Here is a 24814-nt window from a genome sequence, read left to right as displayed (position 1 = left end):
GACCGATACAGTCAACTCCCCTGCTTGCGCCCAATCAACAGAATGTGACCCTTCATACAGTTCGACTCTTGACGAGACGTGACCTGAGTCATAGAGTTTTCTCACTATTCAATAACTTGTTTTCATAATGTGGAAACAGTACGAAGTGGAGATCCACGATGCAGACGACTTCATCAGTCGGCGTCACTGGGACTCCGGAAGACGCACCCGGTCACGGCCATACGCCCATGGCCGTCGGCAATACAGCCCTCTGCGAAATAGCTTCCGAAGCCTCAGGCCGTACCATCAGCCCCAGCCTCTACAACATCGACCTCGCACCCACCAAGGCCAAAGGCCGCAAGTGGACCAGCTACAGCATCTTTACCCTCTGGGCCAATGACGTCCACAGCCTGGGTAACTATGCCTTCGCCATTGGACTCTTTTCCCTGGGCCTCGGCGGCTGGCAGATCCTGGTGGCCCTCGGGATCGGCGCGGTGCTTCTCTTTGCCTTGCTGAACTTCTCCGGGTTCATGGGCCAGAAGACGGGTGTACCTTTCCCCGTCATGAGCCGTATCAGCTTTGGGATCCGTGGCGCCCAGATCGCCAGCCTGGTCCGTGGCGCCGTCGCAGTCGCCTGGTTCGGCATCCAGACCTACCTGGCCTCCGTCGTGCTTCGCGTCCTCCTCGTGGCAGTTGCTCCGGGCCTGAAGGACCTGGACAGCAACTCCATCCTTGGGCTTTCCACCCTGGGCTGGTTCTCTTTTGTTGCACTGTGGATTGTGCAGCTGGTCATTGTCAGCTTCGGCATGGAAATGATCCGCAAGTACGAGGCCTTCGCCGGACCGATCATCCTCATCACCATGGCAGCAATCGCCGTGTGGGTCTTCATTGAGGCCGGCGGCGCCATCCAGTGGTCCGGCATCAAGGGCCTTGAAGGCACGGAGATGTGGCTGACAATCTTCGCCGGTGGTGCACTGTGGGTATCCATCTATGGCACGTTCGTCCTGAACTTCTGCGACTTCACCAGGTCCTCCACCTCCAAGAAGTCGATCGTCAAGGGCAACTTCTGGGGCATCCCCATCAACATGCTGGTCTTTGGCGCCATCGTCGTCGTCATGGCCGGCGGACAGTACAAGATCAACGGGACCGTCATCGAGAGTCCCTCGGACATCGTCCAGAGCATCCCCAACACGCTCCTGTTGGTCCTCGCTTGCCTTGCCCTGCTGATCCTGACCATCGCCGTGAACCTCATGGCCAACTTCGTTGCTCCGGTCTACGCCCTGACCAACCTCTTCCCGCGCCACTTGAATTTCCGTCGGGCCGCGTGGGTCAGCGGAACGATCGGCCTGGTCATCCTGCCGTGGAACCTCTACAACAACCCCATCGTGATCGTGTACTTCCTCGGTGGCCTTGGTGCGCTGCTCGGTCCGCTGTTCGGCGTCGTCATGGCTGATTACTGGCTCGTCCGCCGCGGCAAGGTCAACGTTCCCGAGCTCTACACCGAGGACCCCAAGGGTGCGTATTTCTACAAGCGCGGAGTCAACCCGAAGGCGATCATCGCAATGATCCCGGCGGCAGCCCTCGCCATCGCCATCGCCTTCACCCCAGGCCTGGCAGCAGCCGCACCGTTCGCCTGGTTCATCGGAGCCGGCGTCGCTGCCCTCACGTACTTCGCCGTCGCTGACAAGAAGCAGCACTACGAGGACGTCTCCGGCGAGCCGATCGCCGTCGCGAGCACCCACTAAGCGTGAGCACCCACTAAGGCAATACCAAAGGCGCCGCCCGTCCTTCCGGTCACCAGGCCGCAGGGCGGGCGCTGCCGTTGAAAGGAAATCCCATGCGCATTCTGGTCGCAAACGTGAACACCACCCAGTCCATGACGGACTCCATCGCAGCCCAGGCCCGTGCCGCTGCGGCCCCCGGAACGGAAATCATCGGCATCACCCCACGGTTCGGTGCCAACTCCTGCGAGGGAAACTTCGAAAGCTACCTTGCGGCCATCGCAGTCATGGATGCCGTGGTGAACTACCCGGAGCCGTTCGATGCCGTCATCCAGGCCGGTTATGGCGAACATGGCCGCGAGGGTCTTCAGGAACTCCTCGACGTCCCGGTAGTGGACATCACCGAAGCTGCAGCCAGCACCGCGATGTTCCTGGGCCACAAGTACTCGGTGGTCACCACGCTGGACCGCGCCGTCCCGTTGATCGAGGACCGTCTCAAGCTGGCAGGCCTCGACGCCCGCTGCGCCTCGGTCCGCGCCAGTGGAATGGCCGTGCTGGAGCTCGAAGAGCATCCGGACCGTGCCGTCGAGGCGATCGTCGGCCAGGCTGAGGAGGCCGTCAGCAAGGACCACGCCGAAGTGATCGTCCTGGGCTGTGGCGGAATGGCCGGCCTCGACGACCAGATCCGCCAGCGCGCCGGCGTGCCCGTTGTGGATGGGGTTGCCTCTGCGGTCACCATCGCCGAGTCCCTTGTCCGCCTTGGCCTTTCCACGTCCAAGGTCCGCACGTACGCGGCACCGCGCCCCAAGACTGTCATAGGCTGGCCGATAACTCCCGCCGCCCAGACAGCTGCGCGCTGAAGGCAACTTCCCGAAAGGCAACCACATGACTGACCCGCGCCTGCCCGCTGAACCGAAGGTCGCCGTCGTTACCGGAGCCGGTTCCGGCATAGGCAAAGCGGTTGCCCGGCTCATGCTCGACGACGGCTATCGTGTTGCGCTGGCCGGGCGGCGGGAAGCGCAGCTGCTTGAGACGGCGGATGGTCACCCCGAGGCGCTTGCCGTGCCGTGCGATGTGACAGTGCCCAACGACGTCGCCCGGCTTTTCGAGCAGGTCCGCCAACGCTGGGGCCGGGTGGATGTGTTGTTCAACAATGCCGGCATCTTTGGGCCTTCGGGCGACGTGGGGGACCTCGATGTGGAGGAATGGGAAGCCACGCTGAGGGTCAATGTCACAGGTTCCATGTTGTGCGCCGCCGAGGCCGTCCGGACCATGAAAGCCCAGCAGCCGCAGGGTGGGCGCATCATCAACAACGGTTCCATTTCCGCGCATTCACCCAGGCCCAGGTCCGTTGCATATACGGTGACCAAGCATGCGATGACCGGCTTGACCAAGAGCATTGAGCTCGACGGCAGGGAATACGGGATCACGTGCGGGCAGATCGACATCGGCAATACCCGCACCGAGATCATGGACACCATCGGTGTTGGCTCGGGCGCGCTGCAGGCCGACGGGTCACGCAAGGTGGAGCCCATGTTCCCCGTGGACGACGCTGCCCGTGCTGTGCTGCTGATGGCCAACATGCCGGCGTCGGCCAGCGTTGGATCCCTGGTGGTCACCGCAGCCGGCATGCCTTTCATAGGGCGCGGCTGAGCCCTCAGCCGACCGGCGTACCGCCACCACCAACCGTGACGTCGCGAAGCCCGCGGCCTGCCGTTTCCTGCGGCGTGCCGCGGGCTTTCCTATGTCAAAGAGAGTCGTAGCGGTACTCGAAAGTGGCATACCAAACCAAGTGTGACTTCCGCAAAGTGGAAATTCATTCTCCCCTTGCGGAATGATGTGAGCGGGATTACATTGAAAAACATCCCCCGAAATGTGGGGCTGTTCCCAAACTGATTGGTTCAGATCAATGAAGATCCCAGACTCTGCGGCGCTGAAGGCGAGTTCGGCTCCGCGGAAGAAGAAGCCACTGTATAAGTCGCTCTTCTTCCAAATTCTGATCGCCGTCGTCGCAGGTGTACTCATCGGCCACTTTTGGCCGAACATCGGGTTCACCCTCCGGCCGCTGGGCGATGGTTTCATTCAACTCATCAAGATGATCATCGCCCCGCTGATCTTCCTCGTGATCGTCACGGGTATCTCAGCGGTCGGCGACGTCAAAGCGGTCGGAAGGGTCGGGGTCAAAGCACTCCTGTACTTCACCGGCGCTACGCTCTTCGCCCTGGTGTTCGGGCTCATCGTTGCCAACATCGTCCAACCGGGTGCAGGACTGAACATCGATCCCGCAACGCTGTCCCAGGACGCGCTCAACGCCAAGACGGGGAACGCTCCGCCCAAGGATGCCGCGGCCTTCATCCTGGACGTGATCCCCACCAGCGTGATCGGCGCCTTCGCCAACAACAGCCTGCTGCAGGTGCTGTTCTTCTCGGTCTTCTTCGGCGCAGCCATCGTCGTTATCGGACGTGAGCGCTGCATGCCGGTCATCAGCCTCATGGAGACCGTCCTGGAGCTGATCTTCAAGATCATGTCCTGGATCATGAAGGTGGCCCCGATCGGTGCCTTCGGTGCCATGGCGTTCATCATCGGCCAGTACGGGCTCGGCACGCTTAGTACGTACGCGCTCCTCATCGCAGCTTGCTACGGCGCCGCAATCGTCTTCATCGGCCTGCTGTTCCTGGTTGCCTGGGGCTTCGCCCGGGTTCCGCTCTGGAGCTTCCTCAAGTACACCCGCGAAGAATTCCTGCTGGCCCTCGGCACCGCCTCCACCGAGGCCGTCATGCCGCGCATCATGACCAAGCTGACCAACGCCGGCTGCTCCCGTGCAACCACGGGCCTGGTGGTCCCTACGGGCTACTCCTTCAACCTGGACGGCGCTGCGATCTACCTCTCCATCTCCCTGCTGTTCCTGGCGCAGGCCTTTGGTCACAACCTGGATCTTGGCCAGCAGCTGGCCGCGCTTGGTGTGCTGCTGCTGACGTCCAAGGGAATGGCGGGCGTTCCCGGCTCGTCGTTCCTGGCTCTCTCGGCAACGGCTACCGCGCTGGGCATCTTCCCGGTTGCCGGCGTCGCGCTCCTCCTCGGTGCCGACCGGCTTATGGACTCCATGCGCGTCGTCGTGAACCTGCTCGGCAACTGCGTGGCCACCTTCGTCGTCGCCAAGTGGGAAGGGCAGTTCGACCGCAGCGTCATGCTCCGCGCCTTCAAGGGCGAGATCACCAACGAGGACTCCGCCATCATGCTCGGCAAGGAAGACGTCTACGAGGAACAGGAGTTGCAGCGCATCACCGGCGGCCAGGAGCCTTCGCCGAAATTCCGCGGAGGGCCCACCAAGGACAACATTCCGCAGTTCGAGATGAGCAAGAAAGGCCAGCCGGAAACCCCGGTCTGCCCCGACTGAACCTGCTGCACTGAATACACCGGACGGAACAGCGGCCGGCGTCCCTTCCACCCAAGGGTCGCCGGCCGCGGTCGTTAAGAAGCTAAAGCGGCAGCAATGCTGACAGGTCGGCCCGCAGGCCGGAAGCGGCAACGCGCCCGGCTGCGACGGCGTCGGCCCAGTTGATCCGCCCGGTCACCAACTCAAGCCAGGTGGCGGCGTCGGTTTCTATGACGTTTGGGGGAGTGCCGCGCGTGTGCCGCGGACCCTCCACGCACTGGGTCACGCCGAAGGGCGGCACCCGCACTTCCACCGAGTTGCCGGGCGCGCGTGCGGTGACTTCCTCCAGTGAGAAGCGGACCGCCGTCGCAATCACCGCGCGCGACGGCGGGGCGGCGCCTTCTGCAGTACCGGAACCGCCGGGGAGCCCGACGGCGGCTTGCCAGGCTTCCAGCGCGGCGCGGCCCTCGTTGATATCGATACGGCGTCGTGCAACTGCCATGCTTTTCTCCCTCAACGTACCTATTAGCCAAGCAACGCGGACACGGCGTGGCCCAGCCGGATCTTTCCAACCTGCCGGCCCCCGCCAAGCACCGGCTCCACCACGCGCTCCAGCACGTTGGATACCGCGGGGATGTCGACGGCGCCGCTGACTGCCAGGAGTGTGAGCCCAATGAGCGAGGTTGCCCGGAGGTTCCCGTCGAGCACTTTGACGGCAACGGTGGCGCCCGTGTCGGTTGCCAGGACAAGGACACCTTCAGCGCCGATCTTGGCCAAGACCTCGAGTTCTTCCATGACGATCGTGTTGGCTTCGCCTTTACCCTGGACGGCCCACGGATAATCGAGCATGGACGTGGCAATGGTGGCCGCGCGGGCGTTGGAGGCTGAATTGCCGGGGGATTTCGCCAGCTGGGAATAGGCGCGTGCCAGTCCCGTGAGGGAGACTGCGGCAACGGGGGCCCCACAGCCATCGATGCCCAGGTGCGCGATCGCCTCGCCGCTGTATTCCTCGATCACCGCGCGGACCCGTTGCTGGAGCGGGTGGTTCGGCTCAAGGTAGCTGCGGAGGTCCCAACCGTTTTCCACGCAGGCCCAAAGGAACGCCGCGTGCTTGCCTGAGCAATTGAACGCCAGCCTGGACTGGCCCCGTTCGGAGCGGACCAGCCAGTTCCGGGCGGTCTCGTCCTGCGGCCACGCCGGCGGGCACTGTAGCTGGTCTTCGCGGACGCCGGCTGCTTTGAGCATTCCTTCCACTACGTCCATGTGCTCCAGCGACCCTGTGTGGCTTCCGCAGGCCACGGCCACTTGTGCGCCGCGCAATGGAACGCCTGCCTGCATGGCGGCGAGGGCTTGGAAGGGCTTCAGGGTGGAGCGGGCCATGATGGGAGCGTCGATGTCACCAAGGCTGGTAACCACGTTCCCGTCACCGGACAGCACCACCGCGGCGCCGATGTGGCGGGACTCAATGAAGCCGCTGCGTTCGATCACTGCAAGTTCGACGGCGGACTCAACAGTGAACGTCTCATGGGAACTCAGTGGCATGCCCCAAGTCTAGGGCGCTGGCGGGGGTCGTCGCGTTCCGCCCATCGACACACCTTAGGACTCGTGCGCCTTCACAAAGTACCCTTGAAGACTGTGAAGGTACTCGTCATTGGCCCAGGCGGCCGCGAACACGCCATTGTCCGCTCTCTGCTTGAAGATCCCAACGTCTCCGAGGTCCACGCGGCTCCCGGCAACGCGGGCATCAGCAAACTTGTTCCCACCCACGCGATTGACGGGAACAGCCCGGAAGCCGTGTCCGCCCTCGCCACCAAGCTCGAGGTGGACCTCGTGGTGGTGGGTCCCGAGGCTCCGCTGGCAGCAGGCGTCTCCGACGCCGTCCGCGAAGCCGGCATCCCGGTGTTCGGCCCCAGCAAGGAAGCCGCCCAGCTTGAGGCGTCCAAGGCCTTCGCCAAGCAGATCATGGCTGAAGCAGGCGTTCCCACGGCCATGGCCCGTGTGGCGGAGAACGCGGAGGAAGCTGCCGACGCACTCGATACATTCGGTGCTCCCTACGTGGTGAAGGACGACGGCCTCGCTGCCGGCAAGGGCGTCGTTGTCACGAAGGACCGCGACGAAGCGCTGGCCCATGCACAGGCTTGCTTCGACGCCGGTGGAACCGTGGTGATCGAGGAATTCCTGGACGGCCCGGAAGTTTCCCTGTTCGTCCTCTGCGATGGCCACACCACCGTTCCGCTGTCTCCTGCCCAGGACTTCAAGCGCATCTTCGACAACGACGAAGGTCCCAACACCGGTGGCATGGGTGCCTACACCCCGCTCGAGTGGGCTCCTGAAGGTTTGGTCCAGGAAGTCATCGACCGCGTGGCCCAGCCGACCGTCGATGAGATGGCCCGCCGCGGTACCCCGTTCGTAGGCGTGCTCTACTGTGGCCTGGCCCTGACCTCCCGCGGCACCCGCGTGATCGAGTTCAACGCCCGTTTCGGCGACCCGGAAACGCAGGCTGTTTTGGCACGCCTCAAGACCCCCCTCGGTGCGCTGCTCCTGGCAGCCGCCAAAGGCGAACTGGACACGGCAGAAGAGCTGCGCTGGTCCAAGGACACGGCAGTCGCCGTCGTCGTGGCCGCCGAAAACTACCCTGACACTCCCCGCACGGGCGACCGCATCCGCGGCCTCAAGAAGGTGGACGAACTGGACGGCGTCCACGTGATCCACGCCGGCACCAAGCTGGACGAAGAGGGCAAGGTCGTCTCGGCCGGCGGCCGTGTCCTTGCAGTGGTCGCGCTCGGTTCCGATCTGGTGGAGGCCCGCGAAAAAGCGTACGACGGCGTCGAGCTGGTTCAGCTTGAAGGCTCGCAGTTCCGTACGGATATTGCGGGCAAGGCCGCGCGCGGCGAGATCAAGGTGCCTTACGGCGCCACCGGCAGCATCCCGAAAGTGCAGGCGTGAGCATGACTGGCTTTGAAACCGAGGCCCTCGAGCTTCCCGGCTGGACCCACGTCTACTCCGGCAAGGTCCGCGATCTTTATGTTCCTGCCGACGAATCCATCACTGGGAAGTTCGGCCAGGAGTGTGTGCTTGTAGTCGCCAGCGACCGCATCAGCGCGTACGACCATGTGCTGAGCAGCGAGATCCCGGACAAGGGCCGCGTCCTCACCCAGCTGAGCCTGTGGTGGTTCGAGCAGTTGGATGTTGAGCACCACGTCCTTGCTTCCACGGTCGAGGGCGGTGTCCCGGCCGAGGTCGAGGGCCGTGCCATGATCTGCAAGAAGTTGGAAATGTTCCCCGTGGAGTGCATCGCCCGTGGCTACCTCACGGGATCCGGCCTGGCGGAGTACAAGGAATCCGGCACGGTTTGCGGGATCCCGTTGCCTGGGGGTTTGGTGGATGGTTCCCGTTTGGACCACGCCCTGTTCACGCCGTCTGCCAAGGCCGAGGTTGGCGAGCACGACGAGAACATCACCTACGACGACGTCGTGGCAATGGTCGGCGATGACATTGCCGCGCGCCTGAGCGAACTCACGCTGAAGATCTACACCCGTGCCGAGGAGATCGCCCGCGAACGCGGCATCATCCTGGCTGACACCAAGGTTGAGTTCGGCATCGATACGGGTACTGGAGTCATCACGCTCGGGGACGAGGTCCTGACCCCGGATTCCTCGCGGTTCTGGGATGCGTCCACGTATGCTCCCGGCAAGTCACAGCCGTCCTACGACAAGCAGTACGTCCGCGACTGGCTGACCTCGGCGGAGTCCGGCTGGGACAAGGCCTCTGACACCCCGCCGCCGGCACTGCCGGCCGACGTCGTCGAGCGCACCCGTGCCCGCTATGTAGAGGCGTACGAGAAGCTCACGGGCCGCACCTTCGCGTAAAGCAGCACCCAACTGGGGGACAGCACTTGCTCCATTGAGCACCCACTGGAGCAAGAGCTGTCCCCCAGTTGGCGTTAAACGGCTTCCGGGTGCGAGGCGGCCGCCCGGCGCTCGGCGAGGCGGATCTCCAGCACAGCGTCCATGGCTTGCTGCACCCGGTCCGAAGCGCCGGCGGCACTGAAGTCATGCTGGGCTTCCTCCAGGAAGTGGAGCGCCTCGGACGTTTCCCCCGCGGCCTTCAGTGACTTGCCCAGCAACAGCGAGACTTCACCGGCAGTGTGGCGCGCCAGGGCCTTGCGGTCCTGGTAAATTTCGCGGAGCTTTTCGACGGCGGCAGGAATGTCCCCGGTCAGGTACAGCCAACGTGCCCGAATGAAAGCGACTTCAAGCTGGTCCGTTTTGTTTCCCCCGACGATTGAGAGCGCCAGCTCGGCACGCTCGATGGCGGACAGTGTCTCAGGCTCCACGATGCCCGAAGACAAACGGACTGCCGCCGAGGCCTTGTTGAAGCGGGCCCAAAGTTCAATGTCGTTGGCGGGGGAGAGGAGCTTCGCGGCCCGTTCGTGGTGCTTGATGCCCTCGGCGTAGTCGTGGCGCATGAAGGCAACGTTGCCCACTACCCATGCGACTTCGCCGGCAAGCTGGGACATGGAGTGTTCATCCATGTGCTCGATCATGGCCAGGCAGTACTCCCACGCCTCATCGAGCTTGCCGCTTTCAGCCAGAGCACCGATCAGCGCGCGGTGCGCGCCGATGATCAGCGTGGAACCCTGGGGAAGCTCGCTGGCCAGTTCAACGGCTTTCTTGGCATGCTCGACGGCGGTGGCCAGCTGCCCTTGTCCGTGACACACGGCGGCAAGCATCTGCCAGGCGCGAACTCCAAGGCCCGCCGATTCGGTAGCCATGGGGTGTTCCAGCAAGTGCTCCACGATCTGCTGGCATTCCCTGAGGAGGCCTTGCTTCATCACACACTCGGCCTGCATGTAAGTCATGTTCCACCAAGCGCTGTTGTTCTTGGCTTCAAGCGCGATCTGGGCCGCGGTTGCGGCGTGACTGGCCGCCAGCTGGTAGTCGCGGAGGTCCCAGGCCTGGCGTGCGTACAGTCCGGCCAGGACGTACTCGGCGTCGCTGACGGAAACGGGTTGGCTCCAGGCCTCCAGCGCTTTGGGCGCGAGTTCGAGGCGCCGTGCGAGCTCTTCGATGACCTCGGCGGTGGGCTCCCGGCGGCCGGTTTCCAGCAGTGAAATGTAGCTCGGAGAGTACAAGTTCTTACCCAACTCGGCCTGCGTCAACCCGCGTTCCAGCCGTTCGGCACGCAGCTTCTCGCCGAATCCGTTCCCCACGGGTCCCTCCTCCAAGCGCCTTTCGACCCAAACCTTGACAGTCTCTGTGGAAAACATTTTACAATGTATGTCAACAGGGACCGTGCAATTTCCGTAACGAATCCGACTCGCATTGGGGAACACTATGTTCAAGAAAATCGCCGCTTCGGTGGCATTGGCAGGCGCTCTTGCTTTCACGGTTGCGGCTCCCGCAGTAGTCTCTGCAGCCGCAGCTGTAGATTCCAACACTTCGGTCAGCGCCATAGGCAACTGGCCCGATCCTATGCGCGTTTCCGCGCCCAGCAAGTCGACGGACACGAACACCACGTCCTCCATCGGCAACTGGCCGGATCCGATGTAAGCAACACCCATCGAAGAAACCCCGGAGCATCACGAGCTGCTCCGGGGTTTCTTTTTGCCTTCGACGCTGGCCACGCTTATGACGACGTCTGGCTGGATCCCAATCGATGTCGCGCATGACAGCGGCTCGTGACTTCCCGTTCAGGCACGCGACAATTGCTGGTCCGCGATCGCTAGGAATCTACGTCATGAAGTCATTGTGCGGTGGCAAAGACACGCACGAGCGCCGGTGCTGGTCGCTCCGCTGCGCACTAGTCCGTTTCCGCATACGGTACGAGCAACGCGCTTCTGGAGGCCACCACGGCCGCGATGACAAGCATCACTACGACAGCGGCGGCCGGTATCAGGCCTAGTGCCAGAGGGTCTGCTTTGGGCATAACTACGGCGGCCGCCGCTCCAGCTAACGCGGACAAGCCGCTGATGAGCAAATAAGGTCCTGCTGATCTATGTCCGGCCTTCCAGGCTGCTTTAGATCTCATAGTGGAGGCCATTCGTATTCCGACGACGGGGTTATAGGGCAGCCTGCCAATCAACGCTAGAATTCCCCCTGTCATAAGCGTGAGCCCCAGCAATGACAATGCCACGACGATGCCGATCACTTCACCGGACATTCACTAGCCTCCTTACAAAATAGCTGACCTTTAAGGATGTTATTAAGTTTTCTCTCGGGAGAGATGAGTTATTCACCGGCTTTTGCTGGTGAGTGGAAACTAGTAAAGAACCACCACCCCGGTAGTAGGGAAGGCAGGCCAGGGCCACAGAAGCAATCATGATCAAGCCGAAAGACCAAAGACCGATGAGTAGAATAATTCCGACGTGCAGAGCAGCGGCCAAGGCTAACGCAAGCTTACGCTTCGAATGACTACCAAAAATGAGTAATGCTATTGCTATCTCAACTAGTAACGGTACCCACGTCAGGAAAGCGACTCCCGGATCGGAGCTCGTGATCCAGCGGAGTGCATCGCCGATTGGTCCTGTTCCGCCGAAAGAAGGATCTCGCACGAAATAGTACATAGCGGAACCATTCAGCCAGTCCTCCTGCGGAATCTTGGAGAGGCCGCTATCGAGGTAGATGTAGGCCACCTGAATGCGAAGTCCTACCCACGCGGCCCATCGAATGCCTGCGGATCTGGACGCGATGGGCACGCTCCTAAGCATCTCAGCCTGCTTTGGAAGCCACGCACACCAGGACCAGTTGTCCACGCAAAGTAGAACCAGCAATGCTGTGACGATCTGCGAAACCTGCTCGCCGCCGTCCGGCAGGCCGATGCCAACGGAGAAGGAGAACGCAGCCCAAGCGTGCAACCAGGATGTAACTGCCGGCACGACACCTAGAACAACCAAAGCGAGAATCGACGTGACAATACACCTCGCTAATACCTTGTCCTGACTGGTATCCAAGCAAAACAGGCCGATAGATAAAGGCGGTTCACAGTATGAAGGTCTGCCTAACCCCGCGATTTCTGGAGTGAGATTGTCCCAGGAAGTCGTGATGAGCACCGTCATGGTGGCGATCGCCAACACGGACCTGGCAACTTGGACGGTGGGGATTTTAGCAGTGAAGGAGGTCATCTTTTCGGCATAAGCAAGGACTAGGGCGTTCAACACTGCACCTCGATCATGGCAGCCTTTTGAATTTTGCTTTCGTAGGGTGTCATTTCCCGAAACGCATAGGGAACCACCTGCGTTTGTAGGATTATTAGCCGTCCACAGAGATTTGCTGAACCTTGGGTCGGGCTGAGCACCTCAGGGGTTCTGCCGCCCACATCTTGCAGGCATTCAGCGTTGGTCATGCCCCCGCAGTCCGTCCACTCCTGGATCTTGGCTGCGTAGACTGCCTTCTCCGTGTCCCGGGCCCGTTGATTTCTCGACACGCCGAATGCGTTGCTTGCGAGAGATTGGGGTAGTGAGTCAATTCTCAAGTCCTGCCTCATATCACTGGCCTCAGGTTTGAATGCAACCAGAGCTACGGAGTCTGGGTCCTTGGTGAAGAAAGCCCATGATTCGGGTAGAAAAGCTGTGGTCATAACCTTCCACGGTTTTTCGTTACTCAAGACCGTTGTTGGCATGGCGTTAAAGATTCCGGCAACAATCGCCAAGACAATCAAGGACAGCATGCCCAGTCCGGTTGTAACTGTGTAGAGGTCATGGCGATATACTTTTGTCTCCACGGTGTGCTTATGCGAGCGATCTGGCAACGGCCAGCGAACTCAGTTGCCGATCGTACTCGGTTCCGTTCTTTTCGGGAGCATAAAAGAGAACGAAGACCGCTCCGGCCACGACCGCTACGGCTCCCAGGACCACAGCAGCTAGCGCTACGAAGGTAATCGTGTCCACGAAGTTGCTGACGGGCCCATTATTGTAGGACATAGGGCTAATTCCGCCGTCTAGACCCTTTTTCAAACTCACTCGTGTCATGACCTGGTTGTAATCATCGGTAAGTGCCTTCAGCCCGGCTTCTGTCCTCACTGGATCTCCCGACTGCACCGCGACGGTCACACGTTGATGGAGCTTCGGATCAACCTGGCCGAAAAGCGACATGACTGTGGCAATAGCTTCTGGCCCGGGCGACGTTCTGACGTAGGCGAGGCGAGAAGCGAGATCAGGGCGCACATCGAAGACCGCTCCAGTATGGAGTATGAAGAATGAGACGACATCCTCATCTGAGAAACGATAGTTTTTGACTTGCTTCTGATCTGCGACCTGAGTAGCGCTGTGCTGTTTGACGTCAGGAATGGAATGACTTCCTGATGCCGTGAACCCCATAATTGAAATTACAGATGTAGCTAGAATTTTTTTGAACATAAAAGAGCCTCACGAATCCGTGTAGTCACCGAAACAGGCCCTTTTATCCACTCGATGTTGTGAGATCTGCGATGCAATCCTAATCACATTATTTATCAGGTTGCAAGCTTTCGGCGGAAGGTGGCGTTTAGGAATTGGGTTTTGAGAAATTTTTGGTGTTGACGCTTTTGTGTCTTTGGCCATGGCTTCCGTTTCCGGAAGGGTGACATGTAGAGATCAATCGGCGTTCGTGACCCGATTTTGGGGGCATCGGTTATTTCGGAGGTCTTGACTCGATGATCGGGCGTAGATCCGTAGTCCTGCAAGGACGCCGCATGACCCCATTCATGTCGGGAAATAGTGTGAGGTCCCCGAAAATGCAAAATGGCGCCGATTTCTCGACGCCATTTTCGTTTCTGGTCGGGATGACAGGATTTGAACCTGCGACCTCTTCGTCCCGAACGAAGCGCGCTACCAAGCTGCGCTACATCCCGATCCGCTGCGAAAGCAACTGTTCAAGGATAGCTGAATCGCTCCCGGATGCGAAATCGGGGAACCGGTGTCGCTCGTCACAGCGGCACCGTCTGTCCCATCCAAAGCAAGCTACACTAGCGAGTCCCGCCAGGCCCCGTGCAGGCGCGCAAAGCGTCCACCTCCGGAGATCAACTCGGCAGGTGTCCCGTCCTCGACAATCCTTCCGTCGTGCACCACCAGCACCCGGTCTGCCGTCTCAACGGTCGAAAGCCTGTGGGCAATGATGATCGCCGTGCGGCCGGAGTCAACGCCGGCAACGCCCTCCAACAGGTTCGCCAGCCCCTGCTGCACCATTCGTTCCGAAGGGATGTCCAGCGATGACGTAGCTTCATCCAGAATCAACACAGCCGGTGCTGCCAGGAACGCCCGCGCGAATCCGATGAGCTGCCGCTGCCCAGAGGAGACGCGCCCCCCGCGCTTGTTGACGTCGGTGTCGTAGCCATCAGGGAGGCCCGTGATGAATTCGTGGGCACCCACCGCCGCAGCTGCCGCTTCGATCTCGGCCCGTGAGGCTTCAGGACGGCCAAGCGCGATGTTGTCCGCGACGGATCCGCTGAAGAGGAAAGCCTCCTGGGTCACCATGACCACTGCCCGGCGGAGGTCCGTAGTGGACAGGTCCCGCAGGTCTACGCCGTCCAGGGTGATCGAGCCGGAGGTGACGTCGTAGAAACGGGCCACGAGCTTGGCGAGAGTGGACTTGCCCGCACCCGTCTGCCCGACCAAGGCCACCGTCTGCCCGGCAGGGATGTGGAGATCCAACCGCGGAACCACAAGATTGGTGTCGTTGTACCCGAACTCGACGCCGGTGAAGTCGATTTCTCCCCGGGGTTGCTTCAGCGTGACGGGGTTCTTGGGCGGACGAACCGTAGGAACTTCCTCCAGCAGCCCGGATACCTTCTCCAGCGCAGCCTGGGCACTTTGGAAAGAGTTGTAGAACATGGCCATCTGGTCCACCGGCTGGAAGAAGCGTTTGGTGGAAAGAATCAGTGCCAGGAGCACACCGACGGCAAGATCCCCGCTGAGCACCCGGAAGCCGCCGAACAACAGCACCACGGCAACGCACACGTTGCCGATCAGCACCAGGCCTGGCTGCAGCACGCCGTTCAGGAAGATGGAGCGGACCGTGTTCTTGCGGTAAGCCTCGGCCACTTCGCCGTACTGTTCAGCGTTCTCGCGTTCCTTGCGGAAGGCCTTGACTGCCCTGATACCGGTCATCGTCTCCACGAAGTGCACGATCAACCGGGCAGAAACAACACGTGACTCGCGGAAGGCGATCTGCGAATGCTTCTGGTACCAGCGCGCCAAGAGGAACATCGGCACGCCCGCCGCCAGCATGATCAAGCCGCTGCGCCAGTCCAAAGCGAAGACGGTGAATGCGGTGAAAAGCATGAACAGGATCCCTGAGGCCAAGGAGCTGACGCCCGAGTCCAACAGTTCTCGGAGCGCTTCCAAGTCTGAAGTCTGCCGGGCGATGATGCGGCCGGATGTGTACTTCTCATGGAATTCGAGGCTGAGCCGTTGCGTGTGCCTGAACACCCGCACGCGCAGGTCCAGCAGCATGGCCTGGCTCAGCTTGGCCGTGGAGGTCACGTACAGGGCGGTCATCCCGGCGGTCGCAATCGCCGCAGCGATGTACAGGACGCCCACAAGGACAAGTGGGCCGTTGTTACCCGACTGCAAAGCCGGGAGCGCGTGGTCAATGCCGAAAGCAATCAGCGCAGGTCCGGCCACCCTCGTGAGCTGCGAAACCACAACCATCACGATCGTCAGCCAAAACCGCAACCGCACCGGGCGGATCAGCGAGGCAAGCAAGGCGAGCGACCGGCGTCGTACGGCTTTACTGTCCGCCTTTGAAAGGAGGGTGTTGTCCTCGTTGGCGGTTCCGAATGTCGTGGCGCTCAACGGGTGGCCTCCTCTGCGTCTTCAAGATCCTGCAACTCGCTGTCGAGGTCCTTCGGACCGGTGTCGAGGCTCGCGATGACGTAGCGGTAGTGCGCGTTCCCGGCCAGCAAGTCGGTATGGGTTCCGACGGCGGTGATGGTTCCGTTTTCGAGCAAGGCAACGCGGTCAGCCAAGGCCACGGTCGAGGGACGGTGGGCGACGATGAGCGTGGTGGTGTCGCGCAGAACGTCCCGAAGCCGCGCCTCGACGCGTTCTTCCGTATTCACATCCAAGGCAGAAAGCGGATCGTCCAGCACCAGGACCTTTGGTTTCGCTGCAATGACACGGGCCAAGGCGATCCTTTGCCTTTGACCGCCGGAAAGGCTCAGCCCTTCCTCTCCGATCAGGGTGTCCACACCGTCGGGCAAGGAATAGGCGAACTGTGCTTGGGCCACGTCCAAGGCTTCATCGAGGGCGGCATCGGAGGGATCGGGAGCGCCGAGCAGCACGTTGTCCCGCACCGAACTGGAAAAGAGGGTTGTGTCTTCAAAGGCCACGGCTACGATGCGCCGGAGTTCGTGCAGGTCGAAGTCGCGCACGTCCACGCCGTCAATGGTCACGGATCCCTCAGTCACGTCGTACAGCCGGGGGACCAGTTGCAGCATGGCGCTCTTGCCGCTGCCGGTGATGCCTACAAGGGCCATGGTCTCGCCGGGGCGGATGTCCAGGTTGACGTCGTGGAGGAGGGTCCCGCCGTCGTCGAACCCGAAACCGGCTTGCTCAAAGCGCAAGGCGCCCTTCACGGCCGACGGAACCACGGGCTGCTTGGGCGAGGTGATGGTGTTCTGCGTGTCCATGACCTCAAAGTGGCGGTCCAGCGCGGTCTTGGCGGTGAGCGCCATGGCGAGAAGCATGCCCGAGAATTCCACAGGCGTAGCGACGACCGCCGCCGTCGCGAAGAAAGCGACGAGCGAACCGATGCTCAGCTGGCCGGATGCCGCGAGCATGATGCCGACCACGAGTCCGACGCCGAGCGCCAGCTCCGGCAGGAGCGTCACCACCAGCGTGAAGCCGGCCTGCTGCTTGGCCTTGGCAATCTCTGTTTGGCGGAGTTCCTCGGCCTGCCCGTTGAAATTTTCCAGTGCTTCCCGGCTCCGGCCGAATGCTTTCAAGACGCGGATGCCGTGAACCGATTCTTCAACCGTGGTGGCCAGGTCGCCGGCCTGGTCCTGGCTGAGCCTCGTAACCAGGCTGAACCGCCGGCGGAAGCGGAACGAATTGACCATGATCGGCACGGCGGCAGCGAGGAAGATCAACGCCAACTGCCAGCTCATACTGAACATGACCCCGACGCCGATGAACACCGTCAGCGTCGTGACCACCAGCATGATCGCGCCGAACGCCATCCAACGGCGCAGGAAGCTCAGGTCAGTCATGGCGCGGGACAGCAGCTGCCCGGAGCCCCAACGATCGTGGAAGGAGACCGTGAGCTGCTGCAAGTGTCCGTAGAGGGAGACCCGCATTCTTGTTTCTACCGTGGTTGCCGGGTTGATCACGAACTGGCGGCGCAACGCCACCAGCCCGGCTTCCCCCACGCCAAGCGCCAGAATCACGACGGTGGCAGTCCAGACAGCGCCCGGGTCACCGCCCGGTTGAAGCGAGTTGTTGACCAAGACCCGCAAGACCTGGGGGATTGACAAGGCAACGATGCTCGCCAGAAGTGCACACAACAAGCCCATGAAAAGCCGGGGCAGGATGGGCCGCACGTGAGGGTACAGTCGGCCGACGGAGGTGAAAAATGACGTTTGTTTGGACATGCCCGCTTCTCAACAGCTGGATCTTCAGATGGTGCGGAGGTAGTTTCCCGTAGCAACCACCCTATGCCATGCCGTGATTGGGTTCACAGATCGTTGACAGGTGGGCTGAATGTTTGAGCCAGTTATTGGGGTTTGTAATGTTGGGCGGGGTTCAGTTGCGGGCTGTGAGAGTCAGCAGGACCGCTTCCCGGCGGCGTCCCATCCGGGTTTTCCACAGCCCACTCACCCGAAATTGATCCAAAGCCGGCAAGCGTGGCATTGTTCCCTGGTTGTTGTGGAAACAGCCTTCGCCAGCGTCGTTTAAGGACAAGTGCACGAAATAAGGTCAGGCAAAATTATGGATCCATATCTGGTACTCCCAATTTGCGTGGGCGCCGTCTGGGCGTTATACGCATACACGCGCCTTACCCACCGTAGGCAGGCCACATACGTCGCTTGGGTGCTTCTGGCTGGACTGCCCTTATTGGCCATCGCCTTGTTTATTTCGGGTATCCTCGCCGAGAAACCCGATCCTTCAAGATTCGCGTTAGTTAAACGGGGTGACGGCGGAATGGGAGCCCTGATGTTCTCCCTAGAGACCATCGCTTTGTGGTTTCTTGTGGCATTCACCACGCTTTTCGTCTCAGCATTCGCACCGAAGCGTGGCAAACCCGGCGAATAAGGTCAACCATCGTGCTGACCGGGCCGGGGACTGCGCAGTTATGTTCCTCTGAAGACTACGGGGGATCAGGTGAGCGTCAGCAGGACCGCTTCCGGCCGGCGGCCGATGCGAGTTATCCACAGGCTTGATGCTCGGACTTACTTCGATGCGATGATCTTGTTACCTTGACCCAGCAACATCAAATCCTGTACATCTCTACGTTAGGTTGGGGAATGCGTAAGACAACTAAATTTGCTGCTGCTGGAGTCATAGCCGCCTCCGCGATGCTGGTAGCGCCTGCAGCCAATGCATCCGCGGACCACAATGGGCGCGACCCGATTGCTACCGGCTGCACATCGGGGGCCTACGTAGTCTCATCCTGGCGCCTGGTAAACAGCCGCTACAACGAGGTGCAGGGCAGCATTCAACTGATGTATTCGCCAGGCTGCCAAACGAACTGGATTAATCTTTACGGCACAGTTAACGGCAATGAGTATGGGGCAGTGGTCCGAGTTGGCACAGTGCCAGGCGGGGGCATGAATGCTGGCTTCTATAATTCAGGTTCAGATTATTCCAATATGGTCTACGCGCCGGGAAGCACGTGTGTCACCGTTGGTTACAGCATTACTGATATGGCTACGGGGGTTGTCGAGCTCAGCGATTCGAGATACTTCTGCTAACTCTCATTGAAACAGCAGTGGGCGCTCCACAAGTGCGGGCGCCTACTGCGTGAGCGTCAGCAACACCGCTTCCGGCCGGCACGCTATGCGGACTGGAGCGAAGCGGGACGTGCCGATACCGCCTGACACGTTCACCGGTGTCACGAATCCGTCGCTTTCCCAATCGTGCAGGCCCTTGGCGCGCCAGGTTGGGAGGTCGCAGTTGGAGACGAGGGCGCCGTAGCCGGGGATGCAAATCTGGCCGCCGTGGGTATGACCGGCAAGGATCAGGTCTGCTTCGGCCTCTGTGAAGTGGTCCAGAACGCGCTGGTAAGGAGCATGGATGACGGCCACTTTTAAGTGCGGACGGGCATCCTGGTTCCGCGTCCCGCGCGGCCAGCCGGCGTACCGTTCCCGCTTCAGGTGGGGATCGTCCACACCGGAGAAATCAAAGCGCAGGCCGTTGAGCACCACTGATTGGGCACGGTTGGTCAACTCGATCCAGCCGCCCATTCCGAACGCTGTGCGCAGTTTGGGCCAGTCCAACTTGATGGGGTCCGTCTTCGGCTTGGAAGGGCCGCGGAAGTAGCCAGCCGGATTCTTTAGCCGTGGTGCGTAATAGTCGTTCGAGCCGGGGACAAAGACACCAGGGAAGTCCATCAGCGGACGGAGCGCCTCAACCAACGGATCGATCGCCTTCTGATGGCTCAGATTGTCGCCCGTGTTGACCACAAGGTCGGGCTTCAGCTCAGCCAAGGAGCGCAGCCACTCAGCCTTCTTGTTCTGGCCTGGAACAAAGTGGATATCGCTCAGGTGCAGGACCCGGAAAGGCTCGAACCCCTCCGGCAGGATCGGCAACGTCTCATGCCTGACCTGGAACTGATCTTTCTCCCACCACCCGTACGCGGCAGCTGCTGCTCCCGCTGTGGCACCGACGGAAGCAGTGACGGCAAAACCGCGCCCGAAGGTGCGGACGCGGTTTGCCAATGAATCACGGAGAGTCACTCTTAGTCCTTGCCAGGGCCGGTATTGTTGCCGTTTCCGTTGTTGCCGTTTTTTTCACCGTTGCCGGTTTGCGGTGCCGGGTTGGATGGCGGCGTGTTCGACGGCGTCGAGCGCTGAGTGGGTGCGGGGGCAGTCCCAAGGAGGTTCGACGGCGGCTGCTGGAACGGGTTGGTGCCGTACGCCGGAGCCACGGACAACATGTAGTTGGTGAACTGCGGGCCGGCGATCATGTAACCGTCAATTGACTGGTAGAACTTGCCGTTGACAGTGATGTTGCGGCCGGGACGCAACTGGTTGCCCAGCGGGTCACCGAACCAGGAAGCAGTTGCCAGACCGGTGGTGTAACCGACCACCCACGTGGAGCCGTTGGAGTCGTTGGTACCTGTCTTTGCCGCCACGGGGAAGTTTGACTTGGTATTGAGCGCCGGGCGAATCAGTGAGCCGGATCCTGCATTCAGAACCTCCTGCATGGCGTAGGCCACGCCGCGGGCAACCTCAGGCTTCACCGCATCTTTGCAGTTCGGAGATTGTGCCGGCAGATCTGCACCGGCTTGGTCCTTCACCGAGGTGATGGCGATCGGCTCGCAGTATTTACCGTCAGCAGCAAACGTTGCGAAGGCGCTGGCCATGGTCAGCGGCGCTGTCTGCGTTGATCCGATGAGGTTACCCAGGGTCGTCATGGGAACCTTGGGGTTCGGGTCAGTAATCTTTCCGCTGTCATCACGGGCCGGGAGACCGCCGTGGATACCCGTCGCGTCCACGATCTTTTGGATGCCGCAGAGGTCAAGCTGCGAGGCTGAAGCAAAGGTCGCCGTGTTGATCGAGTTCATGAGGCCATAAAGAACTGTCATGTTCTTGTAGTAACCCTCGTCGGAGTTCTGCAAATCGAAGCTCCCAGGCACACTAGCGTCGTAGAAGCCGCTGACTGGAGTGTCACAGCTGTTACGCCAAGGGAAGTTCTGTTGATACGTCCGACGAGATGCGTTGATCGTCGTATTCATCGACTTGCCCTCGTTCAACCACTCAGCAAACGTGAACGGCTTCATGGTTGATCCGGGTTGGAACCCGCCGATGCCGTTGAGGTCGTTCCCGTTGGCGTCCATCACGTCCACGTTGAAGTTCTGGGTCTGATCGAACTTGCCCTCTTGAGGCAGCCACACGGTGTTTTGCGCCATGCTGACGATCTGCCCGCTGCCCGGCTGGACAGAGACGATCGAGGCGCCCCACTTGTCCGGGTTGGCGCCAGCGGTGCCGTCAACCTGCTGCTGGGCAACGGTCTGAGCGGTCGGATCAAGCGTGGTGCGGATGGTGAGGCCACCGCGCTGGATCCGCTTGATCCGGTCTTCCTGCGTGTCACCGTAGGCGGGGTTGTTGAAGAGCAGGTGCAGCACGTAGTCGCAGAAGTAAGGAGCCATGGTGGCGTAGGCGCAACCCTGTCGGGCCGGAGTCACCTTGGTGGTGACCGGCGTGGCAACTGCCTCGTCGTACTGTGCCTGCGTGATCTTGTGCTGGTTCACCATTGCCGTAAGGACCAGGTCGCGGCGCTTCTTGGAGTTATCCGGGTTGGTGATCGGATCGAAGGCGGACGGGCTGTTGACGAGGCCGGCCAGAAGGGCAGCCTGCGGAAGCGTGAGGTCCTTGGCCGAGGTGCTGAAGAAGAACTTGGACGCTGCCTCGATGCCGTAGGCGTCACGGTTGAAGAAGACGATGTTGAGGTAGCCCTCAAGGATCTGTTCCTTGGAGAACTTCTTCTCCAACGCAATGGCCAGCTTCATTTCCCGAAGCTTGTCTCCTACGCCCTTGTTGAGGCCGTTGAGCTTGACGTCTTCGTCCTTGCCAGACGCCACCAGCGATTCATTGATGACGTTGTTGACGTACTGCTGCGTGATGGTGGAGGCACCCTGCTTGTTGCCGCGGACGGTGCTCACGAGAGCTCGCATGATGCCAGTGGTGTCAATGCCGCCATGGTCGTAGAAGCGGCTGTCCTCGATCGCGATGACAGCGTCCTTGATAAAGGGGCTCATCTGGTCCAGTGGAACCTTTGTACGGTTCTCTGCATAGATCGACGCGATGGGCGATCCGTCCTTGGCCAGAATCGTGGTGTTCTGGCTCGGCGGGTCGACCTGGAGCTCCGCCGGGAGAGTGTCAAAGAACTGGATGGAACCACTGGCGGCACTGCCCGAAACGGCGGCGGCAGGGACCAGCAGGCCCGCTACCAGGACGCCACAAATCGCGCTCACGCCAAGGAAACCGAGAATCTTTCCGAGGGTGGTGGCAGTGTCGAATATGGGGTTCTTGCGAGTCACCATGTTTTCCACTTTACCGGCAAGGGCTAGGCTTTCTGTCATGACCAAATGGGAGTACGCCACGATTCCGCTCATCATCCATGCCACAAAGCAGATCCTGGACCAGTGGGGCGAGGACGGCTGGGAGCTTGTACAGGTCGTCGGTGGACCCGATGGCAAAGGCCTTGTCGCATACCTTAAAAGGGAGAAGCAGTAACCATGACCACCCCCGCAGAAACCACGTCTGCCGCGGAATCCGGCGCTCCGACTTCCGCCGTTGAACAGCGCCTCGCTGAGCTCGGACTGACCCTTCCCGAGGTCGCCGCTCCGGTTGCATCCTACGTCCCGGCTGTTGTCTCCGGCAGCTACGTTTACACCTCCGGCCAGCTGCCTTTTATTAACGGCAAACTCGAAGCAACGGGCAAGGTATCCACCGGTGAACTCGGCGCCTCCGACGAGCCCACGGTAGACCCCGAGGAAGCGAAGCGCTACGCCGCCGTATGCGCCATCAACGCGCTCGCCGCAGTAAAGAGTGTCATTGGCGACCTCGATCGCGTCACCCGCATCGTCAAGGTTGTTGGCTTCGTCTCCTCGGACCCGACGTTCACCGGCCAGCCCGGCGTGATCAACGGCGCGTCCGAACTCCTTGGACAGGTCTTCGGCGACGCAGGCAAGCACGCACGCTCCGCCGTCGGCGTTTCCGTCCTGCCGCTCGACTCGCCTGTCGAGGTCGAGCTCATCGCTGAATTCAGCTAAGGAACCGGTTCACCCAATTGCCGCAACTAGCTCGTCGCCTGTTTGTCTTGCCTCCGGAACTCGAAGGCGCTGCACAGAACTGGCTTGAACTCGGCGAGCGGACCCCCAGGGCCGCCCGCTACGCATCATCTGTTGTCCTTTTGCGTGATTCGCCCACCGGCTTGGAGACGTGGCTCGGTTACCGGCCCGGCTCCTCGCCGCTGGGCGTTCTCGCGTTCCCGGGTGGTTCCCTGGACCCGTCCGACGACGATCCGGTCGGGTGGATCGGTCCCTCGCCCCAGCATTGGGCTGAGCAGATGGGAACGGACGACGTCGGACTCGCCCGCCGGCACGTGGTGGGCGCCATCCGCGAACTTTTCGAGGAGACCGGCGTCCTCCTCGCAGGCCCGGACGCTTCCTCCACAGTTGAGGCCAACTCGACCGTGGAGTGGATGAAAGCCCGTGAGGCAGTGGCAGCGCAGGAGAAGTCCTTCACTGACGTATTGGCCAAGCGTGGGCTGTCGCTTCGAACCGACCTGCTCAAGCCGCTGGTCAATTGGCTCAGCCCGGACTTCGCACACTTCCGCTTCAACACGCGGTACTTCGCTGCGACTGTTCCCATCAACCAGCAGCCAAGCATCCTTGGCAGCAAGGGCGTGTGGGGCCGCTGGGTGAACGCTGCAGAAGCCATCTCCCTCCGTGACACCACTGCCTTGGGGGACGAGGTGGCGCAGCCGAACACCGTTGGCCTCACCCTCGGGCAACTTCTGGTTCCGGGGTCGGAGATCATGCTGGAGAAGATGGCCCACGCCAACGGCTGCATCGCGTACCTCAGCTACAAACGGAAGGCGCACGTCTACCAGCCCCGGTTGGTGGACGAAGCCGGCCAGCTCATGCTCGAGGTGGAAGCAGCCCGGACAGTAGCCGGAGAGCCGCAGCGCGAACGCTAACCCAACGCTCTCTCACCTCCCGGCCACTTTTAGGCGTTCCTCTCTCACATCACGCTGGTCTTCAGGGAAACGCTCTCTCACCAGGCCAGCCAAGCCCAAAAAAGCCGCCCCGGTTCCACGAACCGGGGCGGCTTTTCTGTCTGAGGATTTAGCGGGAGCGCTGGCGGAGGCGCTGCATGTCCAGGATAACGACGGCGCGGGCTTCCAAGCGCAGCCAGCCGCGCTGGACGAATTCGGCCAGTGCCTTGTTGACGGTTTCGCGGGAAGCGCCAACCAGCTGGGCCAGTTCTTCCTGGGTGAGCTCGTGGGCGACCAGTACGCCGTCGGTGGCCGGACGACCGAAGCGGTCGGCCAAGTCGAGGAGTGCCTTGGCAACGCGGCCCGGTACGTCGGAGAAGACGAGGTCGGACAGGGAGTCGTTGGTCCGGCGCAGGCGGCGGGCCAGTGCCTGCAGCAGCTGGGCGGAAACCTCGGGACGCGTGCGGAGCAGGGCGTTGAGGCTCTCGTTCTTCAGGCCGGCCAGACGCGTTTCGGAAACGGCGGTGGCCGTCGCGGTACGCGGGCTGGGGTCGAACAAGGCCATCTCGCCGAAGAGTTCGCCCGGGCCGAGGATGGCCAGCAGGGACTCGCGGCCGTCGGGGGAGGTGCGGCCGAGCTTTACCTTGCCGGAAACGATGAAGTAGAGCTGGTCACCCTGGTCTCCTTCGCGGAACACCGATGCTCCACGTGAAAGGTCCACCTCGGTGAGTTCGTCCGTCAGCAAGCGGAATGCATCGTCGTCAAGGGTGGCGAAGAGGGGTGCGCGGCGCAATACCTCGATGTCCATGAAGTCTCCTGAGAATAAGTTTCGGTCGTGGCGCTTCAGCCATTGTTTCAGAATTTTTAGAGTTCTGTGAC

The 24814-nt window shown here is 61.3% G+C and carries 23 protein-coding genes and 1 tRNA gene; 11 read left to right on the top strand and 13 right to left on the bottom strand.

The genetic code is table 11. The annotated features are described in order from the left end of the window. The first annotated feature begins 158 nt into the window (after nt 1-158). The 4 genes from ACIPY2_RS15135 (at nt 159) to ACIPY2_RS15120 (ending at nt 5097) form a co-directional block, all read left to right on the top strand. Nucleotides 159-1724: an NCS1 family nucleobase:cation symporter-1 gene (locus ACIPY2_RS15135; RefSeq protein WP_400267206.1), complete on the top strand. Its 1566-nt coding sequence runs from the start codon at nt 159-161 to the stop codon at nt 1722-1724. Between the two features lie 92 nt (nt 1725-1816). After that, nucleotides 1817-2560, top strand: a complete 744-nt coding sequence (locus ACIPY2_RS15130) for an aspartate/glutamate racemase family protein (protein WP_400267205.1) — start codon at nt 1817-1819, stop codon at nt 2558-2560. Between the two features lie 25 nt (nt 2561-2585). Further along, nucleotides 2586-3353: an SDR family oxidoreductase gene (locus tag ACIPY2_RS15125; RefSeq protein WP_400267204.1), complete on the top strand. Its 768-nt coding sequence runs from the start codon at nt 2586-2588 to the stop codon at nt 3351-3353. Between the two features lie 256 nt (nt 3354-3609). Beyond that, nucleotides 3610-5097: a cation:dicarboxylate symporter family transporter gene (locus ACIPY2_RS15120; protein ID WP_400267203.1), complete on the top strand. Its 1488-nt coding sequence runs from the start codon at nt 3610-3612 to the stop codon at nt 5095-5097. An 82-nt stretch (nt 5098-5179) separates the two neighbouring features. Here ACIPY2_RS15120 and ACIPY2_RS15115 read toward each other — a convergent pair whose 3' ends face one another. Further along, a complete protein-coding gene (locus tag ACIPY2_RS15115; protein WP_400267202.1) occupies nt 5180-5578 on the bottom strand; it encodes a sterol carrier family protein in 399 nt (132 codons plus the stop codon). Nucleotides 5579-5601: 23 nt separating this feature from the next. Next, entirely contained in the window at nt 5602-6618 is a 1017-nt protein-coding gene (locus ACIPY2_RS15110) for an asparaginase (RefSeq protein WP_400267201.1), read from the bottom strand. 93 nt (nt 6619-6711) lie between these two features. Between ACIPY2_RS15110 and purD the strand changes: the two genes are divergently transcribed. Together purD and ACIPY2_RS15100 are read left to right on the top strand one after the other, a co-directional pair. Then, nucleotides 6712-8022, top strand: a complete 1311-nt coding sequence (purD, locus tag ACIPY2_RS15105; protein ID WP_400267219.1) for a phosphoribosylamine--glycine ligase — start codon at nt 6712-6714, stop codon at nt 8020-8022. 2 nt (nt 8023-8024) lie between these two features. Next, nucleotides 8025-8945: a phosphoribosylaminoimidazolesuccinocarboxamide synthase gene (locus ACIPY2_RS15100; protein ID WP_400267200.1), complete on the top strand. Its 921-nt coding sequence runs from the start codon at nt 8025-8027 to the stop codon at nt 8943-8945. Between the two features lie 74 nt (nt 8946-9019). Here the strand turns inward: ACIPY2_RS15100 and ACIPY2_RS15095 are convergent, their stop codons facing one another. Then, nucleotides 9020-10288 (bottom strand): helix-turn-helix domain-containing protein, encoded by a 1269-nt coding sequence (locus ACIPY2_RS15095; protein WP_400267199.1) that lies wholly within the window; start codon nt 10286-10288, stop codon nt 9020-9022. A 124-nt stretch (nt 10289-10412) separates the two neighbouring features. Between ACIPY2_RS15095 and ACIPY2_RS15090 the strand changes: the two genes are divergently transcribed. After that, nucleotides 10413-10628: a hypothetical protein gene (locus tag ACIPY2_RS15090; RefSeq protein WP_400267198.1), complete on the top strand. Its 216-nt coding sequence runs from the start codon at nt 10413-10415 to the stop codon at nt 10626-10628. 250 nt (nt 10629-10878) lie between these two features. Here the strand turns inward: ACIPY2_RS15090 and ACIPY2_RS15085 are convergent, their stop codons facing one another. The 7 genes from ACIPY2_RS15085 to ACIPY2_RS15055 form a co-directional block, all read right to left on the bottom strand. Further along, nucleotides 10879-11238 carry an SdpI family protein gene (locus ACIPY2_RS15085; protein ID WP_400267197.1) on the bottom strand — a complete coding sequence of 120 codons (360 nt, stop codon included), beginning with the start codon at nt 11236-11238 and terminating at the stop codon, nt 10879-10881. After that, nucleotides 11228-12232: a sporulation-delaying protein SdpB family protein gene (locus ACIPY2_RS15080; RefSeq protein WP_400267196.1), complete on the bottom strand. Its 1005-nt coding sequence runs from the start codon at nt 12230-12232 to the stop codon at nt 11228-11230. Before ACIPY2_RS15080 ends, ACIPY2_RS15085 begins: the two co-directional genes overlap by 11 nt. Next, nucleotides 12229-12798 (bottom strand): SdpA family antimicrobial peptide system protein, encoded by a 570-nt coding sequence (locus ACIPY2_RS15075; protein WP_400267195.1) that lies wholly within the window; start codon nt 12796-12798, stop codon nt 12229-12231. The genes ACIPY2_RS15080 and ACIPY2_RS15075 overlap by 4 nt, the downstream gene beginning before the upstream one ends. Nucleotides 12799-12805: 7 nt before the next feature. Further along, nucleotides 12806-13432, bottom strand: coding sequence for a hypothetical protein (locus ACIPY2_RS15070; RefSeq protein ID WP_400267194.1), 627 nt, complete (start codon nt 13430-13432; stop codon nt 12806-12808). Between the two features lie 396 nt (nt 13433-13828). Next, nucleotides 13829-13905 (bottom strand) — tRNA-Pro (locus tag ACIPY2_RS15065). Nucleotides 13906-14014: 109 nt separating this feature from the next. Further along, a complete protein-coding gene (locus ACIPY2_RS15060; RefSeq protein ID WP_400267193.1) occupies nt 14015-15847 on the bottom strand; it encodes an ABC transporter ATP-binding protein in 1833 nt (610 codons plus the stop codon). Next, nucleotides 15844-17643, bottom strand: coding sequence for an ABC transporter ATP-binding protein (locus ACIPY2_RS15055; RefSeq protein WP_400267192.1), 1800 nt, complete (start codon nt 17641-17643; stop codon nt 15844-15846). The genes ACIPY2_RS15060 and ACIPY2_RS15055 overlap by 4 nt, the downstream gene beginning before the upstream one ends. 873 nt (nt 17644-18516) lie before the next feature. On the opposite strand from ACIPY2_RS15055, the gene ACIPY2_RS15050 reads away from it, so the two are divergent. Further along, nucleotides 18517-18963: a DUF2690 domain-containing protein gene (locus ACIPY2_RS15050; protein WP_400267191.1), complete on the top strand. Its 447-nt coding sequence runs from the start codon at nt 18517-18519 to the stop codon at nt 18961-18963. 42 nt (nt 18964-19005) lie between these two features. Here the strand turns inward: ACIPY2_RS15050 and ACIPY2_RS15045 are convergent, their stop codons facing one another. Together ACIPY2_RS15045 and ACIPY2_RS15040 are read right to left on the bottom strand one after the other, a co-directional pair. Then, nucleotides 19006-19947, bottom strand: a complete 942-nt coding sequence (locus ACIPY2_RS15045; RefSeq protein ID WP_400267190.1) for a metallophosphoesterase — start codon at nt 19945-19947, stop codon at nt 19006-19008. A gap of 2 nt (nt 19948-19949) precedes the next feature. After that, complete coding sequence (locus ACIPY2_RS15040) at nt 19950-22295, bottom strand: transglycosylase domain-containing protein (RefSeq protein WP_400267189.1); 2346 nt, start codon at nt 22293-22295, stop codon at nt 19950-19952. On the opposite strand from ACIPY2_RS15040, the gene ACIPY2_RS15035 reads away from it, so the two are divergent. Genes ACIPY2_RS15035 through ACIPY2_RS15025 form a run of 3 tightly spaced genes read left to right on the top strand, consistent with a single transcriptional unit; the run spans nt 22294 to nt 23917 of the window. After that, nucleotides 22294-22449 (top strand): DUF4177 domain-containing protein, encoded by a 156-nt coding sequence (locus ACIPY2_RS15035; protein ID WP_011775990.1) that lies wholly within the window; start codon nt 22294-22296, stop codon nt 22447-22449. The two genes, ACIPY2_RS15040 and ACIPY2_RS15035, sit on opposite strands and share 2 nt — an antisense overlap. Nucleotides 22450-22451: 2 nt before the next feature. Then, the gene (locus ACIPY2_RS15030; RefSeq protein WP_400267188.1) at nt 22452-22988 is read left to right on the top strand and encodes a RidA family protein; all 537 of its coding nucleotides are present in this window, start codon (nt 22452-22454) and stop codon (nt 22986-22988) included. A gap of 17 nt (nt 22989-23005) precedes the next feature. Beyond that, on the top strand, nt 23006-23917 hold the full coding sequence (locus ACIPY2_RS15025; RefSeq protein ID WP_400267187.1) for an NUDIX hydrolase: 912 nt from the start codon (nt 23006-23008) through the stop codon (nt 23915-23917). A gap of 148 nt (nt 23918-24065) precedes the next feature. On the opposite strand, the gene ACIPY2_RS15020 is transcribed toward ACIPY2_RS15025, so the two are convergent. Beyond that, nucleotides 24066-24743 (bottom strand): Crp/Fnr family transcriptional regulator, encoded by a 678-nt coding sequence (locus ACIPY2_RS15020; protein ID WP_011775987.1) that lies wholly within the window; start codon nt 24741-24743, stop codon nt 24066-24068. Nucleotides 24744-24814: the final 71 nt, after the last annotated feature.

Origin of the sequence: Paenarthrobacter sp. NPDC089675, assembly GCF_044749185.1 — a bacterium.
Taxonomy (GTDB): Bacteria; Actinomycetota; Actinomycetes; order Actinomycetales; family Micrococcaceae; genus Arthrobacter.
This window is presented reverse-complemented; position numbering and strand designations above follow the sequence as displayed.

What these genes read in the sequence shown, in the direction of transcription:
- ACIPY2_RS15100 (WP_400267200.1), top strand. Translation starts at nt 8,025, where the DNA reads ATGACTGGCTTTGAAACCGAGGCCCTCGAGCTTCCCGGCTGGACCCAC.
- ACIPY2_RS15125 (WP_400267204.1), top strand. Translation starts at nt 2,586, where the DNA reads ATGACTGACCCGCGCCTGCCCGCTGAACCGAAGGTCGCCGTCGTTACC.
- ACIPY2_RS15130 (WP_400267205.1), top strand. Translation starts at nt 1,817, where the DNA reads ATGCGCATTCTGGTCGCAAACGTGAACACCACCCAGTCCATGACGGAC.
- ACIPY2_RS15050 (WP_400267191.1), top strand. Translation starts at nt 18,517, where the DNA reads ATGCGTAAGACAACTAAATTTGCTGCTGCTGGAGTCATAGCCGCCTCC.
- ACIPY2_RS15040 (WP_400267189.1), bottom strand. Translation starts at nt 22,295, where the DNA reads ATGACAGAAAGCCTAGCCCTTGCCGGTAAAGTGGAAAACATGGTGACT.
- ACIPY2_RS15120 (WP_400267203.1), top strand. Translation starts at nt 3,610, where the DNA reads ATGAAGATCCCAGACTCTGCGGCGCTGAAGGCGAGTTCGGCTCCGCGG.
- ACIPY2_RS15135 (WP_400267206.1), top strand. Translation starts at nt 159, where the DNA reads ATGCAGACGACTTCATCAGTCGGCGTCACTGGGACTCCGGAAGACGCA.
- ACIPY2_RS15035 (WP_011775990.1), top strand. Translation starts at nt 22,294, where the DNA reads ATGACCAAATGGGAGTACGCCACGATTCCGCTCATCATCCATGCCACA.
- ACIPY2_RS15115 (WP_400267202.1), bottom strand. Translation starts at nt 5,578, where the DNA reads ATGGCAGTTGCACGACGCCGTATCGATATCAACGAGGGCCGCGCCGCG.
- ACIPY2_RS15090 (WP_400267198.1), top strand. Translation starts at nt 10,413, where the DNA reads ATGTTCAAGAAAATCGCCGCTTCGGTGGCATTGGCAGGCGCTCTTGCT.
- ACIPY2_RS15110 (WP_400267201.1), bottom strand. Translation starts at nt 6,618, where the DNA reads ATGCCACTGAGTTCCCATGAGACGTTCACTGTTGAGTCCGCCGTCGAA.
- ACIPY2_RS15030 (WP_400267188.1), top strand. Translation starts at nt 22,452, where the DNA reads ATGACCACCCCCGCAGAAACCACGTCTGCCGCGGAATCCGGCGCTCCG.
- ACIPY2_RS15070 (WP_400267194.1), bottom strand. Translation starts at nt 13,432, where the DNA reads ATGTTCAAAAAAATTCTAGCTACATCTGTAATTTCAATTATGGGGTTC.
- ACIPY2_RS15020 (WP_011775987.1), bottom strand. Translation starts at nt 24,743, where the DNA reads ATGGACATCGAGGTATTGCGCCGCGCACCCCTCTTCGCCACCCTTGAC.
- ACIPY2_RS15085 (WP_400267197.1), bottom strand. Translation starts at nt 11,238, where the DNA reads ATGTCCGGTGAAGTGATCGGCATCGTCGTGGCATTGTCATTGCTGGGG.
- ACIPY2_RS15055 (WP_400267192.1), bottom strand. Translation starts at nt 17,643, where the DNA reads ATGTCCAAACAAACGTCATTTTTCACCTCCGTCGGCCGACTGTACCCT.